Genomic DNA, 15,097 nt, shown 5'->3' on the forward strand with positions numbered 1-15,097 from the left:
GCAGCATCAGGGGCCCGCAATCACTCAGACGGCCTCGTCACCGTCGGCTCCCGCCACGTCCGCGTCGGAAGCTCCGTATTCGCCACCGAAGCCAACGCCCAAAAATCATCTACCGGCAAACAACCCGTGTACATACGAATGTACATTTGACTTCCCTCAATCGTCCCAGCGATCACGGTAATGCCATTCTCTGAATCAATCCACGCAAATTGATTCACCACTTTGCCGCTGCGCTGAGTTTCAGCAATCTTCTGCTTGAACTGCACATAACCACGCGACTCAAACACATCCCGCGCAGCCGCCAAAATCGGCTCCACCGCAACCGGCTTCGCAAACCGCTCTTCATCTCGCGTAGAGATGAACTGCGCACCGCGCTCACCCTCACACTTTGACAGCGTGTATTGCTCCGGCTCCGGATCTTCCCAACCCACCGCGCCGTGGGCGACCAACTGCAGCTTGAACTCCCGAATCAATTCCCGAGACTCCGCCACAAACTCTTCACCAGACATCCGCTCCGCAAACGGCAACGAACCACTATTATCCGGAAACATCCGACCAGCATTCTCCGGCGAAGTGTTCACCACACAACCACTCAACAACACCACCACAAATGACAACGCCAACCAGAACTTACCACCAGCACGCATTAGTCTTCTCCTGAGATCACACTGGCAAAATCGTCAATAATCGGATTAGAATCCGCACCATCAATCGGCGTGAAATAGTCAGCATGCTCCTTCTCTCCGATAAATTTCGAGCCGTATGGCACACCTGGCGGCTGCGAGCCCCGGTTTGCGAGCTGATTAACGTTGGCGTCATTCATTGGGTTATTTCCAAAGTTCCCGGTGGGATGTCCACCACCAATACCTCCAATACCGTCACCGGGAATCAGCGAGGCAAAGACCCGCCCCTGCTCAACATTGAGATCGCGCGCATCTTCAACCCCCATACCGGGCGACCCAAAGAAGACCACGTTGTCGACCGCTCCCACTTTCACAGTGGCGACAGCGACTCCGGTGTTTGTAGAGCCAAAGGAGTGCCCAGAGGCTGTCAAATAAAACTCAGCACCGTTGGCCTCACGCACCGAACGCAAGCCTTCGAGGAAAATACTTGCACGCTCTCCTCCCGCCATGAAGGGCCGAGTGTCGGTCGCGCCGGCAATGGTTTGTGGCACGTCATAGTCCATCCAATAGATTCCGGCAGGGCTCGTTCCCTCTTTGCCGAGAGACTGCTTCAACACGAGTATCAACTCTGTAATTCCATCATGCAACCCGTCTCTTGCGTTAGTCAAAATTCCAGGCGTGTGCACAACCACATTCTTTGCATGATCGACATCACCGACGCCAATAGCTACTTCGAGATTGTCATGCCGATAATCAAGCACGAGTAAAGAACGAGTCGGGTCTTCGAGAAGCGTATCATGCACGGCGAGCACGTCAGCATAGTAGGGATTTCTTCTTACCCACTCAGCTTTCGCAGTTTCCAGACTGGGCGGTTGCATCTCGTCACCGTAAATGTGTCGAGTGGACTCATAGATTTCGCGCTGTTCCTCGTAGATCCTCTGCAGATCTTGATCATATTGCTGCAATTTAGGGTCGGCGAGCAGTTCATCCAGCACCATCCGATTGGCCCGGTCACGATCCACAGCTGGAATACCGTCGAGGCTTCCGTAGAGTTCTGGGTCGTGTTCAATGAGCGCGCGCCACTCGGTCTCGCTGAGTGCCGCCCACCAGACCGAAACCTCAGTCGGTGACCAATCAGCGAGCGGGGCCGCGGGCAAACCCGGAGCAAAATCGCTGCCTGGCCGGGTCAACGCAACGCTGTCACGCTCGAGCGCCGACAATCTCGAACAAAACTCGGTATCCACCTCATCCGCGAGTGCGCACGCTTCGGCAATCATTTGACGCAGCTGCTCAGCGTGCGCTTCATACGCTTTAATCAGTTCTTGAATTGCATTCACCGCTACACGCGATGGCGTACTCGTAACCTCAATCTGCAATTCGTCGTATCTGGCTCCCATCTGCACGCTTCCGTCCGCACAAATCACCAGATCGTTGATTTCGGCAAACTGCCGGCATTCCAGTACCGCCGTCTCAACTTCCCACACCCCGTCGGTTGCAGCCGCACAGGCCATCATGAGTTCCGATACCGCCGCGACAAAGTCATCGAGCTTAGCCTCATGCTGGAGCAGCCGCGATTTGAAAGCCTCCGCGGTAAACCCCGTTGATTCCATCCCAGTACGGATGGCGAAACAGTCATCCGAGCACGTGTCGAGTGCGTTACGAGCCGGGATACAAGTCTCGTCTGCTTGACCCAACGCCCCGTGTGTCCAATTAACTATCGTCTCCCAGTTCATCACCCCTCCCCTACGGCATCAGCCGCCAAAGCGCTTCTCGATTGAGTTCGTCAACCGCAGCAAAATCGGCCTCACTCGCCCGCAGCGACTCTCCGTCTGCGCTCAATGCAGATTTGAACTCCTGGAGCTCTCGAGTCAACTTGTCGACCACTGACGTCAGTTTTGACGCCGACTGCGATGCCGGCATCGAGTCTTGTGCATACGCCCCAGCTTCGTTCACACGCTGTGCAGCACCTAGCTCGGCGACCACCTCATCGAGTCGACCAGCTATTGCAGAAAACTCACCCGAGATGATCGCCAGCGACTGCATCCCCCCAGTTTCCTCACCTTTAAAGACCAAGTCCTCACCTTTGAAGACCAAGCTGTTACCGGTCATCTTAACCGCCACATGCAGCCACTTCAGTCGGTCTCTGGAATGAGAAATGGCCCGCCGATTGACGGGCCATTTCTGCTGAAAAGACTGCTGAAACTCATTCAGTTTGCGCGAGCACTATTCGGCAGGAAACCACAGCCCCAACTCACGCTCAGCCGAAAGCGTCGAGTCGCTCCCGTGCACGATGTTTTCAACCACCGCACTGCCCCAGTCACGGCCGAGATCGCCGCGGATAGTTCCGGGACGCGCAGTAGTCGGGTTCGTTTCGCCAGCGAGCGAGCGGAAGCCCTCGATCACACGGTTACCCTCAACGCGAATCGCGACCACCGGGCCCGACATCATGAACTCGACCAGCGGTGCAAAGAACGGCTTATCGACGTGCTCCTCATAGTGTTCGGTGAGCAGTTCACGCGACGGGGTGAGCATCTTGAGGTCGGTGACGGTGTATCCCTTGCGCTCAATACGCCCGATCACCTCACCGATCAGGTTCCGACGCACACCGTCGGGCTTCACCAAAACAAGGGTTGCTTCGGGGGCGGTCTGAGTCATTCCAGCTCCTCAATACTCGTTATTTGTTGGTCACCACGCTACCGCGTCTCGGTAACCAAAGTTCATTTCATTCAGTCGCAGCCTGGTCCATCAACGCCCGGCGCCGTTCAGCGTCAGCGGCCGCTTTCAAACACCACAGCCAAAGCGCCGTAAAAATGCCGCCCACAACCCACATCGAGCCGTGCACAAATCCCAGCAGCATCAGCGCGATTTCGAGTCCCAGCAGAAACCACTTCCCCCAGTGGCGCCGCAGCGTAACCACGGCCACAATCATCAGCACGATGTAACCGGCAGTGCCGCCCAGCGCCACCGCCGGCGGCAGTGCCTTGAGTCCGAACAGCGCCATGCCGGCACAGAACACCGACACCACCTGGAACGCAACCAGAATTGACCCCAGCTGCTCAATCAGTGATCGCGATCGACGCGGTCGCGCGCTCATGCCTCACCTTCCTCATCAGTGGCGGTCGGCCCCACAACGAGCGGCGCTTCTCCCGCCGCGGCAGCCCGCCAGCCCTCACGCTGGGCAATTGCCACCGCATCCCCAATCAACGTAATCGAACCGGTAATCAACACCCCGCTCGATGCGTCGACGCCAAGCTCGGCGGCCAGCTGCCGGGCAGTATCAAATGCGTCAACATCACGTTCAATAACTGTCAGCTGTTTGCGGTCGGCAACCTCATCACCCAGCACCTCCCGCACCTGCTCCCCCAGCTGCCAAGCGTCGATCGCCCGCGGCGAATCCGATTGGGTCACGATGATGCGCGTAGCAACGTCGGCCAGCGGCGGCACGATCCCCGCCACATCCTTGTCGGCCAGCACGCCGAGCACCAGCACGAGCTCGTCAAACGAAAACACCTCGCGCATCGCTTCGGCGAGATGCTCGGCAGCATGCGGGTTGTGGCAGGCATCCACCACCACACTCGGCTCGGTGCCGATCAGCTCGAGCCGCCCTGGCGAGCGTGCCTCCAGCAGCCCCTCGGCAAGTGCATCCTCGTCGAGTTCACGGTCGAGCAGCTGCTCCACCGCGGCCATTGCCAGCGCCACATTGTCGGCCTGATAGCTACCGAGCAAGCGCACCGCCTGCGGTGCATACTCGGCGCGAGTGCCGCGCACCGCCACATACCGACCGCCCACCGCAGGTTTATCGCTCAACACCGCGAAATCTTCGGTGGCAAATTTCACCGGCACCTGCAGCATTTCAGCCGCCCGCCGCAGCTCGGCAGCAGCGTCCTCGGGCTGCGCCGCCGAAACCACGGTCGAACCCGGTTTGATAATTCCGGCTTTCGTGCGCGCAATCTCGGCGATAGTGTCGCCGAGGCGGCCGCGGTGGTCGAGCGAGATCGGTGCAAACACCGCCACATCCGCATCGGCGACGTTGGTTGAATCCCATTCGCCGCCCATCCCCACCTCGACGATGCCAACGTCGATCGTGGCGTCGGTAAAGCACGCATAGGCCAGCACCGTGAGCGCCTCAAAAAACGTCAACGCGGGTTTATCAGCGCGCTCAAGCTCGGCATCAACCAGCCCAATAATGGGTTCAATATCGCGCCAAACGGTCGCCAGCTGCTCATCGCTGACCGGCTCACCGTTGATGCAGATGCGCTCGTTGATGCGCACCAGGTGCGGGCTCGTCAACAATCCCGTGCGTAGGCCGTGCGCCCGTACGAGCGCCTCGGTGATACGCGCGGTGGATGATTTGCCATTGGTGCCGGTGATGTGAACCATCGCCCAACCCTCGTGCACATCACCCAGCAGCTCGCAGGCACGACGAGTGGCGTCCAACCGCGGCTCGGGCTGCGCCTCACCGGTGCGCGCCAAAAGTTCGTCGTACACCCGCTCGGCCTCAGCCGCCCAGTCGGTTTCGTCGCGCAAACGCCGCTGCGCGAGTTCCCGCTCGCTCAGCTCATCATCGGGAAGTTCGTCATCTTCTAAATCGAGATCGCGCAGTTCCGCATCCAATTCGAGATCGTCGAACGGGGTGCCGCCGAGCAGCCGAGCTAGCTCATCGGCATCGACATCTGGCTCGGCAACCGCTTCGGGCTGCGCCGCCGGGTCGCGGCGAAAACTGGCGCCGTCGTGCTTATCGCCTAGCCCACCGGGGCGGCCATATTCGCGGCCGGGCTCATTGCGCTCCGATTCGCTCACGCGCTCACCTTCTCGACTTCGACTTCAAGCGCTCCATAACTGTGCGGGATGCGGGCACGATCAGCTTCGGGTGCCAGGCCGCCACTGATTTGGATTTCGAGGGCGAGCGTTTCACCCGCGATCAGTTCGCGGCACGATTCCATTGCGGCAACCGCGGCATCGTCACTGCGCAGGGTGAGCCGGATGCGGTCGCTCACCTCAAGACCGGCAGCCTTACGCGCATCCTGCACGGCACGGATCACATCGCGCGCGATGCCCTCGGCGGCAAGTTCGGCAGTCACTTCGCTGTCGAGCACCAGAATTGAGCCGTCATCGAGCAGCCCCAGCAGCTTGCCCTCAAACTCGTCGGCAATTTCGAGCCGCAGCTCGTACTCGCCCGCCTCGAGCTCGATACCGCCCGAGGTAACCACCCCGTCGGTCACGCTCCAATCGCCCGATTTCGAGCCCTTAATCGCCTGCTGCACCTGCTTGCCCAGGCGCGGGCCAGCCGCACGGGCATTCACCTGCAGCACCTGCGAGACACCGTATTCGGCAGCGGCTTCATCGGTGCGGGTGCGGAAATCAACCGAGCGCACGTTGAGCTCATCCGCCACAATCGGGGCAAACCGCGAAAGTTCCTCGGCGCGGGTCGATAGCACTGTGAGTTGCTGCAGCGGCAGCCGCACTCGCAGCTGATGCTGTTTGCGCAGCGCCAGCCCGCCCGAAACCACGTCGCGCACCGCGTCCATCGCTGCAACCAGCTCGGTATCGGCAGTAAATTCGTCCGCATCCGGCCAATCGGTCAGATGCACCGAACGGCCACCGGTGAGGCCACGCCACACAACCTCGGTGGTAAACGGTGCCAGCGGCGCAGCGACTCGGCACAGTGTTTCGAGCACGGTGAAAAGCGTGTCGAACGCGGCAGTGTCATCGCCGGCCCCAGCCCAGAAACGGTCACGCGAGCGGCGCACATACCAATTGGTGAGCACATCCGCGAAATCACGCAGCCGCGCCGTAGCATTCGACGCATCCAGCGCCTCTAGGTCGCGCTCCACACCCGCCACGAGCTCGCGCAGCTTCGCGAGAATGTAGCGGTCGAGCACATCGGCCGAGTCGACCCGACGCTGGGCACGGTAGCCCTGCTTGTCTGGCCCAAAAGCGCTATTGGCGTAGGTGGTGAAAAAATAGTAGGTCGACCACAGCGGCAACAAGAACTGGCGCGTGGCTTCACGGATGCCCTCTTCGGTGACGCTGAGGTTACCGCCCCGCAGCACCGGGCTCGACAGCAAAAACCAGCGCATCGCATCCGAACCGTCACGGTCGAACACCTCGTTCACGTTCGGATAGTTGCGCAGCGACTTCGACATCTTCGCACCGTCAGAGCCGAGCACGATCCCGTGCGAAATCACGCGCTTGAACGCCGGGCGGTGGAAAAGCGCGGTCGACAGCACGTGCATCACATAGAACCAGCCACGGGTTTGACCGATGTATTCAACAATGAAGTCGGCCGGCGAGTGTTCCCCAAACCACTGCTCGTTTTCAAACGGATAGTGGAACTGCGCGAACGGCATCGAACCCGAATCGAACCACACATCGAGCACATCGGGGATGCGGCGCATCATCGACTTACCCGTGGGGTCGTCGGGGTTCGGGCGCACCAGCTCGTCAATCGCCGGGCGGTGCAGGTCGGTGGGGCGCACCCCGAAGTCGCGTTCGAGCTCGTCGAGCGAACCGTAGACGTCAACGCGCGGATAGTTGGGGTCGTCCGACTTCCACACCGGGATCGGCGAACCCCAGTAGCGGTTACGCGAAATTGACCAGTCGCGCGCCCCGGCCACCCACTTACCGAACTGGCCGTGTTTGACGTTATCGGGCACCCACTCGATCTGCTCGTTCAACTCGAGCATCTCGTCACGGAAATCGGTTACGCGCACGAACCAGCTCGAAACCGCCTTATAAATGAGCGGCTGCTTGCAGCGCCAGCAGTGGGGGTAGGAGTGCACATACGACTTTTGCTGCAAAAGTCGCCGCTCAGCTTTCAGCTGCTGGATGAGCGGCCGGTTGGCTTCGAACACCTGCTGCCCGGCAACCGGGGTGATGATGTCGAGGAAGCGGCCGCCCGCATCCACCGACAGGATCGTCGGGATACCCGCCGCGTCACAGGCCACCTTGTCGTCCTCACCGTAGGCCGGTGCCTGGTGTACCACACCGGTGCCGTCGGTGGTGGTGACATAGTCGGCCACCAAAATCTGGAAGGCGTTTTCGGTGCCGTATTTTTCGGTGTCGGTGAAGTAGTCCCACAGCGGCTGATAGCGCATCCCGCCCAGTTCGGCGCCGCTGACGGTGCGCACGATTGCTTCGCGCGCATCAGCTTCGCTTTCGTAGCCGAGTTCTTTTGCGTATGCGCCGATACCGGCCTCGGCAAGCAAATACTGGGCTTCACCGGCAGCGGCTCCGTCACTTGCACCGGTGGGTCCGGCTGGCAGCACGGCATAACTGACCTCGGGACCCACCGCGAGCGCCAGGTTCGTTGGCAGCGTCCACGGCGTGGTCGTCCAGGCGAGTGCCCGCACACCTTCAAGGCCGGCGGCGGATGCACTATCTCCCGTCAGCGGGAAGGTAACGGTAACGGTGTTGTCCTGCCGGTCTTGATAGACGTCATCGTCCATCCGCAGTTCGTGGTTCGACAGCGGAGTTTCGTCTTTCCAGCAGTATGGCAGCACCCGGAAGCCTTCGTAGGCCAGGCCCTGATCGTAGAGCTGTTTGAATGCCCAGATCACCGACTCCATGTAGGTGATGTCGAGTGTCTTGTAGCCGCCCTCGAAGTCGACCCAGCGGCCCTGGCGTTCGACGTAGTCTTGCCACTCTTGGGTGTAGCGCAGCACCGAGTCGCGGGCGGCGGCGTTGAATGCGCCCACGCCCATCTGCTCAATCTCGTCTTTGGTGGTGATGTCGAGTTGCTTCATCGCCTCGAGCTCGGCGGGCAGACCGTGTGTGTCCCAGCCGAACACCCGCGGCACCTGGCAGCCCCGCATCGTGAAGTAGCGCGGGAAGACGTCTTTGGCGTAGCCGGTGAGCAGGTGGCCGTAGTGTGGCAGCCCGTTCGCGAACGGCGGGCCGTCGTAGAACACCCACTCGGGCGCGCCGGCGCGCTGGTCAATGGATGCGGCGAAGGTCTGGTCTTCGCGCCAAAATTCGAGCACGCGCTCTTCGAGTTCGGGGAACCGCACCGATGGGGTTACGGGCATCGCGCCCGGACCAAATGAGTTGGCGGGATAGACGGCGCGGTTGCGCTCAGCCGAGTCGGTCATGAGTGGTGGTCTCCTGAAACAGTGGGGTGCTGGCTGGTTCAGGGACGCTTTCGCGCGGTACCACCCCGATTGCGACGCTACTGCATCACCGCTCGTTCGTTGGCTGTAACGGGCCAGACCCGTTCGGTTCTACTTGGCACACCGATTGGCACGCTGTTCTTCCGAAGACTCCCCGTTGATAGCGGATCATCGTCAATAGCACCGAGTCTACTGGATTTCGCACAGTTCGCACGCGCGAGTTGTTGTGCCCGAGCTGCAATTAAATGGCGTTCGGATGATTCGTATCAGTGGGCGTGGGATACTGAAGAGAACGCCATGCGCGTCCTGACCCAACGCGCAGGAAACGGCCCCGAACGGTCGCACCACCGTCCGACGAAGGAGAAGGCAGACCAGCATGAACTCAACGCATACTCCGGTGAATCCGAACGACATCCCCCAGCTGTCGTCGAACTCCGACGTCAACGCCTGGGTTGTGAGTATCGCTGAACTGACCAAACCGAATCAGGTTGTCTGGTGCGACGGTTCGGAAGCAGAGTTTAACCGCCTTACCGAAGAGATGGTCGAGCAGGGCTCGTTGATCCGGCTTAACGAGGAAAAACGCCCCGGCTCGTTCCTGGCACGCTCGGACGCCGGCGATGTCGCCCGCGTCGAGAGCCGCACCTTTATTTGTTCAGAACGTGAAGAGGATGCCGGCCCCACCAACAACTGGCGCGATCCGGCGCAGATGCGATCCGAGTTGAAAAACCTGTTCTCGGGCTCGATGCGCGGCCGCACCATGTATGTGGTGCCGTTCGCGATGGGTCCGCTCGGTGGCAAGATCACCCAGTACGGCGTGGAGATCACCGACTCGCCCTACGTGGTGGTTTCGATGGCGCTCATGACCCGCTCGGGCACCGCGGCACTCGAATACATCAAGCCCGACACCGATTGGGTGCCGGCCCTGCACTCGGTGGGCTACCCGCTCACCGATGACGACGGTAACGACCGCCCCGATGTGCCGTGGCCCTGCAACTACCAAAAATACATCGCGCACTTCCCCGAAACTCGCGAAATCATGTCGTATGGCTCGGGCTACGGCGGCAACGCGCTGCTCGGCAAGAAGTGCTTCGCCCTGCGTATCGCCTCGGTGATGGCTCGCGACGAAGGCTGGATGGCTGAGCACATGCTGCTCATCCAGGCCACCAACCCCGAGGGTAAGAAGTACACCATCACCGGCGCCTTCCCCTCGGCAACCGGCAAGACCAACCTGGCCATGATGCGACCCAAGGTTGACGGTTGGAAGGTCGAGACTATCGGTGACGATATCGTCTGGATGCGTCCCGGTGACGACGGCCGTCTTTACGCCATCAACCCCGAGTTCGGCTTTTTCGGCGTCGCACCCGGCACCGGATACGACACGAACCCGGTGGCGATGGAGACCATCTCGAAAAACACCATCTTCACCAACGTCGCGCTCACCGATGATGGCGATGTTTGGTGGGAAGGGATGACCGCAGAGCCGCCGGCACACCTCATCGACTGGCAGGGTAACGACTGGACCCCCGATTCAGACACCCCGGCAGCACACCCGAACTCACGTTTTACCGTGCGTGCCGACCAGTGCCCCACTATTTCACCCGATTGGGAGGCCGTTGACGGTGTGCCGGTCGACATCATCCTGTTCGGTGGCCGCCGCCGCACCAATGTGCCGCTCGTCTACCAGTCGAAGGATTGGGACCACGGCTGCTTCCTCGGCGCCACGCTCGGTTCGGAACGCACCGCTGCCGCCGAGGGCAAGATCGGCGAGCTGCGTCACGACCCGTTCGCCATGCAGCCGTTCGCCGGCTACCACATGGCCGACTACTGGGACCACTGGCTCGAAATGGGCGAACAGCTCGGCGATAAGGCACCCGCGATTTTCCAGGTGAACTGGTTCCGCCGCGGCGAAGACGGTAGCTTCCTGTGGCCCGGTTTCGGTGACAACATTCGCGCGCTCGACTGGGCGATCCGCCGAGTTGAAGGCGAGGTCGACTACGTTGAAACCCCGATCGGCAACCTGCCCCGCATCGAAGACATCAACATCGAGGGCATCGACGTGACGCAAGAACAGCTCGAGGAGCTGTTCTCGGTGCCGGTTGAGGGATGGAAGGCCGAGCTGGTCGAAACCACCAAATACTTCCAGTCGATCGGATCGCGGATCCCCGCCGAGCTGCTCATCCAGCTGGGCGAAGTGCGCGGCGGCTTCAAAGCAATCGACTAGCGAACGTTAACGCATACCAAACTGGCGGGGCGGATGATCGAAACCAAATCGATCATCCGCCCCGCTTTTTGCATCCCTCAAATCCGATTTTTACCAGGTCAGCACGATCCCTAGCGGTGCTCCCCGCAACCACCAGCAGCCGCCAGCGAGTGACGACCCGAGCACGTCACCAAAAGTTCAAACAAGCTCCATAACTTTGCGGCGCAATCGCACCACAACCGCTGTTGAAGGGTCGTTATGTCGTTGGAAATCTTGAACGGAGAGTTGGTAGAACTCTCGCGGGCGCTCGACAGTACCGCCGCGGAGGTGGCACCGGCAACTCTGTCCGGCGCGGCCGGTTCGGTTACCGCAGCAATGCCGGGCGCAGCGGCCGGCCAGGTTATGCAATCGGCAGCGACCACCTACGAGGCCAACCTGCGTCGCTTCGTCGACGCGCTCAACTCGGATGCGACCGCGGCAAGCAGCTCGGATGCCGATTTCAATAGCACCGACAGCCACGGTGAGGGCACCTTCAGCAACACCGCGTGGAACAACATCGATTCGGCAGTGAACTACGGCGGGGAGGGCACCCGATGATCAACTGGGCAAGCATCCAAACCTGGAATCCCGCGCCCCTGCAGGAAGGCAGCAGCCTGGCCCAGCACCGCGCCAACCAGCTCAGCTCGGCAGCCAGTGAACTGCAAAGCGCCGGTGGCCGCATCCAGTCGAAGGGTGAAACTGCCGAGGCTGCCCGCAAATCAGCGGGCGAGCACACCGCCACAGCAACGACACTGAGCGGCCAGCTCGACGGGCTTGATCGGGCACTCGCCCAGGGCGCCGCATCCGTAACGCAGCTGAACACACAGGTGCGGGCCTGCCACACCTTCGCCGCCACCACGGGCATGGTTATCGCACCAACCGGCATGGTCAGCATCGGTCCCACCGTCAAAGCCACTGCCGTCGCGCAGCAGGTGGCGATGCGCCTGCCCACCTACACCGCAACACCCGCCTGGATTAAAGGCATGGCTGACCAGGCCACGCTCACCGGAATGGTGCAGGCAGCGGTAGCGCAAGCGAACACCATTGACGCTCAGCTGTCAGCCGCTATCGGTAGTGCGATGAACACCCCGGTGACGACTTCGGCAAACGGCAGCGCCCCGAACATTCAACTGGCCGCGAACTCGATCGACCTCAGTGACGAGCTCGGCGGCTCGGGCGAGGGAAAGACTCGCGGCAATGTTCCGCAGCTGCCACTCAATGAGAGCGACTACTGGAACCCGCCCGAGGTCAAAAACAAGGTCGATGTGGCCGAAAAAATCGACCCCAACAAGACCTTCCCGCCAGAGGGATTCAAACTCGAACCCAACACTGCCTACACCGTGCACCAGGGCGGCAACGAGCAGATGCTGCGCGGCACCTACTACACCGACGAGAACGGCAACATCACCCACGTCGAAGCAAACGCCAGCCGCGAAAAGGGTGCGCCGCTCAACTACGATCTGCGCGAACCGGCCCCGAACACCACTTACCATGTCATGAACGCGCGGGGTGAAGGGTCAACCACCTATATCACCGACAATCTTGGTCGTACTGAAACGGTCATCATCGACGACCTCGACGATAAGAAGGGTGCTCGCCATCCGGGCATCCAGAGCACGATCGGGCAGATGGGCTCGTACGAGGGCGGCAGCAAAGATTCGGGCAACAAGGTGTACGACTACAACGGTGGTCACGCGGTTGCCGCTCAATTCGGTGGTATTCGCGAAAACATCAACCTCACCCCGCAGCTGGCCGATGTCAACCAGGCCAATAGCAATGCCGACTTCCAGAAGAACGGTCCAAACTACGGCCGGCTCGAAAACATGTGGAAGGCCGAGCTTGACAAGGGTAAAGAAGTGGATGTGGTCATCCATCACGTCTATGACAGCGACCTACAAAAACAACACAAGCTGATCGACCAGGTGCCCACGAGCTACATCGTTGATTATTCGAGCGACGGCAATATTTCGTCGACGTATGTGTTCGACAACACCCCGTAAGCGGGGCGCGGCACCGGTTGCTAAAGAAGCGGTTGATTTGAGGTCGTACCCTAGACAGCGTTCAGACGGCCGGCCACTGTACAAGCAGTAGCGAGCGCGCGAGTGCGACCAAGAAAGAAGGGGCGGAATGGCTGAAAACGAGACTCCGAGCGGCGGCTTGCTCGACCAGCGCGAGGCGCTGGTGGCTGTGGCACGCGCGATGTGGGATGTACTGCCGGATGAATATGACAGTGTCACCTGCACCGCAATGGTGATGGGTGGCTTCGGTGAGTACCAGCAGCAGGCGCACAGCACGGAAGACAGCAAGGTGATCGGCGCCAGCTATCCGCTCATCAAGGCGGTCACCGAACTGCGTCGAATCATGTACCGCCCCAAAACCGGCACCTGGTACACCGTGACCTTCCGGCTGGTTCGTCCCGGACAGCTCGAAACCCACTTCGACTACGACGGCGAGCCCGAGTGGACCATGCAGCCATCAGACGACTCCTACCGTCAAGACGCCGAGGCCTTCCCGCGCGCCCCCGAGCACACACCCGATTGGATGCGCGCAAAGCTTCAGAGTTCGTAACGAGAACGTCAGGTAACTCTGGCAGGCTGAAATTGGCTCGTGACTACTGAGCCGCAGCCAGCGGCATCCATGTGGCAGTGGTCGTAACGGGCCCGAACTAAGGAGTCCCCCATGAAGGCTGCTGTTGTCCGTAATTTTGGCGACAACCTCGATATCAGCGAAGTTGACCGCCCAAGCCCAGGCCCGAACCAGTTGCTCGTCAAGCTTGTTACCTCCGGTGTGTGCCACACCGACCTACATGCCGCACAGGGTGACTGGCCAGTTCGCCCCGAGCCACCATTCATCCCGGGACACGAAGGTGTCGGCATCGTCGAAGAGGTCGGCGAAGGCGTCGACGATGTCAAAGTTGGCGACATGGTCGGCAACGCATGGTTGTGGAGTGCGTGCGGTAAGTGCGAATTCTGCCGTAAAGGATGGGAAACCGTTTGCGACTCGGTCGTCAACGGTGGATACACGGCCAATGGCTCGTTCAGCGAATACATGGTCGTAGACGCACGCTACGCGCCCCGTATCCCAGAAGGTGTCGACCCAGTCGAGGCTGCTCCGATCCTCTGCGCCGGTGTCACCGTTTACAAAGCGATCAAGGAGACCGAGGCGAAACCAGGTCAGTGGATCGTGATCTCGGGTATCGGCGGTCTTGGCCACATTGCAGTGCAGTATGCGGTTGCCATGGGCTTGCGTGTCGTTGCTGTTGACGTCGCCGACGACAAACTCGAACTCGCAAAGAAGCACGGGGCTGAGGCGGTCGTTAACGCGGCCACTGAAGATCCGGGCGAAAAGGTCAAAGAGATCACCGGCGGCGGCGCTCACGGAATCGTCGTGACCGCGGTGCACCCGAAAGCCTTCAGCCAGGCAATCGCCATGTGCCGCAAGCTGGGCACCATCGTTTTCGTGGGGCTTCCCCCGGGGGCCACCGAAGTCGAAATCTTCTGGGTGGTACTGCTGCGTCTCACCATCCGAGGCTCGATCGTGGGCACCCGTCAAGACATGGAAGAGGCACTCGACTTCTTTGCACGCGGCAAGATCAAACCGACCGTTGCAACTCGTAAGCTCGACGAGATCAACGACATCTTCGACACTATGAAGCAAGGCGGCATCGACGGTCGTTTGGTCATCGACTACCGCTAGCCCACAGCTGATCACAAGATCGGGGGGGTGTGCTTCTTTGCGGGAGCACAGCCCCGATCCTGTGTCGGCATCGCAGGTTGCCCGTCCTTCACCCGCTCGAGGCATAACCGGCCAGCGTTGGTACCACGCGAACACAGAATCAAAGAGCGACTCTCTTCACGCTGAGGAGCATTGAGACGACATGCCAGCCTATGAAATCCTCGCCATAGTTGGGTTTGTTTTACACGCCGCAGTAGCAATCGCTGCACTGGTGAGCTTGCACCGGGCACTCGACTCGCTGACGCTCGGCAGCGTGGTGTTCTGGTTCGCATTCATCGTTCTTTCGCCGCTATTGGGGGCACTCGTCTGGTTCGCGTTCGGCAAACCTTCCGACAGACACAAGCCCACGCGCTAACCTGTTCATTCCGATTCCCTCCCAACCACTGACAGCA

General features: G+C 60.5%; 13 protein-coding genes. 6 read left to right on the forward strand and 7 right to left on the reverse strand.

Annotated features, from left to right (window positions below):
• Positions 1 to 20: 20 nt before the first annotated feature.
• From JMV54_RS04490 to ileS, 7 genes are all read right to left on the reverse strand, one after another.
• On the reverse strand, positions 21 to 647 hold the full coding sequence (locus JMV54_RS04490; RefSeq protein WP_201517744.1) for a hypothetical protein: 627 nt from the start codon (positions 645 to 647) through the stop codon (positions 21 to 23).
• Positions 647 to 2,233 carry an alpha/beta hydrolase gene (locus tag JMV54_RS04495; RefSeq protein WP_201517745.1) on the reverse strand — a complete coding sequence of 529 codons (1,587 nt, stop codon included), beginning with the start codon at positions 2,231 to 2,233 and terminating at the stop codon, positions 647 to 649. Before JMV54_RS04495 ends, JMV54_RS04490 begins: the two co-directional genes overlap by 1 nt.
• Before the next feature lie 133 nt (positions 2,234 to 2,366).
• A complete protein-coding gene (locus JMV54_RS04500; protein WP_201517746.1) occupies positions 2,367 to 2,732 on the reverse strand; it encodes a hypothetical protein in 366 nt (121 codons plus the stop codon).
• A gap of 114 nt (positions 2,733 to 2,846) precedes the next feature.
• Positions 2,847 to 3,278 carry a nucleoside-diphosphate kinase gene (gene ndk, locus JMV54_RS04505; RefSeq protein ID WP_201517747.1) on the reverse strand — a complete coding sequence of 144 codons (432 nt, stop codon included), beginning with the start codon at positions 3,276 to 3,278 and terminating at the stop codon, positions 2,847 to 2,849.
• A 67-nt stretch (positions 3,279 to 3,345) separates the two neighbouring features.
• Positions 3,346 to 3,717: a DUF4233 domain-containing protein gene (locus JMV54_RS04510; protein WP_201517748.1), complete on the reverse strand. Its 372-nt coding sequence runs from the start codon at positions 3,715 to 3,717 to the stop codon at positions 3,346 to 3,348.
• The gene (locus tag JMV54_RS04515; protein ID WP_201517795.1) at positions 3,714 to 5,150 is read right to left on the reverse strand and encodes a bifunctional folylpolyglutamate synthase/dihydrofolate synthase; all 1,437 of its coding nucleotides are present in this window, start codon (positions 5,148 to 5,150) and stop codon (positions 3,714 to 3,716) included. The genes JMV54_RS04510 and JMV54_RS04515 overlap by 4 nt, the downstream gene beginning before the upstream one ends.
• 269 nt (positions 5,151 to 5,419) lie before the next feature.
• Entirely contained in the window at positions 5,420 to 8,650 is a 3,231-nt protein-coding gene (gene ileS / locus JMV54_RS04520; protein WP_230972818.1) for an isoleucine--tRNA ligase, read from the reverse strand.
• Positions 8,651 to 9,107: 457 nt separating this feature from the next.
• Here ileS and JMV54_RS04525 point away from each other — a divergent pair, with 457 nt between their 5' ends.
• The 6 genes from JMV54_RS04525 (at position 9,108) to JMV54_RS04550 (ending at position 15,060) form a co-directional block, all read left to right on the forward strand.
• Complete coding sequence (locus JMV54_RS04525) at positions 9,108 to 10,952, forward strand: phosphoenolpyruvate carboxykinase (GTP) (RefSeq protein WP_201517750.1); 1,845 nt, start codon at positions 9,108 to 9,110, stop codon at positions 10,950 to 10,952.
• 237 nt (positions 10,953 to 11,189) lie between these two features.
• Positions 11,190 to 11,528 (forward strand): hypothetical protein, encoded by a 339-nt coding sequence (locus JMV54_RS04530; RefSeq protein ID WP_201517751.1) that lies wholly within the window; start codon positions 11,190 to 11,192, stop codon positions 11,526 to 11,528.
• The gene (locus JMV54_RS04535; protein ID WP_201517752.1) at positions 11,525 to 12,970 is read left to right on the forward strand and encodes a DNA/RNA non-specific endonuclease; all 1,446 of its coding nucleotides are present in this window, start codon (positions 11,525 to 11,527) and stop codon (positions 12,968 to 12,970) included. The genes JMV54_RS04530 and JMV54_RS04535 overlap by 4 nt, the downstream gene beginning before the upstream one ends.
• 127 nt (positions 12,971 to 13,097) lie before the next feature.
• Positions 13,098 to 13,538 carry a hypothetical protein gene (locus JMV54_RS04540; RefSeq protein WP_201517753.1) on the forward strand — a complete coding sequence of 147 codons (441 nt, stop codon included), beginning with the start codon at positions 13,098 to 13,100 and terminating at the stop codon, positions 13,536 to 13,538.
• A gap of 111 nt (positions 13,539 to 13,649) precedes the next feature.
• Positions 13,650 to 14,666 carry an alcohol dehydrogenase AdhP gene (gene adhP, locus JMV54_RS04545; RefSeq protein ID WP_201517754.1) on the forward strand — a complete coding sequence of 339 codons (1,017 nt, stop codon included), beginning with the start codon at positions 13,650 to 13,652 and terminating at the stop codon, positions 14,664 to 14,666.
• 181 nt (positions 14,667 to 14,847) lie between these two features.
• The gene (locus JMV54_RS04550; RefSeq protein WP_201517755.1) at positions 14,848 to 15,060 is read left to right on the forward strand and encodes a hypothetical protein; all 213 of its coding nucleotides are present in this window, start codon (positions 14,848 to 14,850) and stop codon (positions 15,058 to 15,060) included.
• Positions 15,061 to 15,097: the final 37 nt, after the last annotated feature.

Source organism: Gulosibacter hominis, from assembly GCF_904842695.1.
GTDB classification, from domain to species: domain Bacteria; phylum Actinomycetota; class Actinomycetes; order Actinomycetales; family Microbacteriaceae; genus Gulosibacter; species Gulosibacter hominis.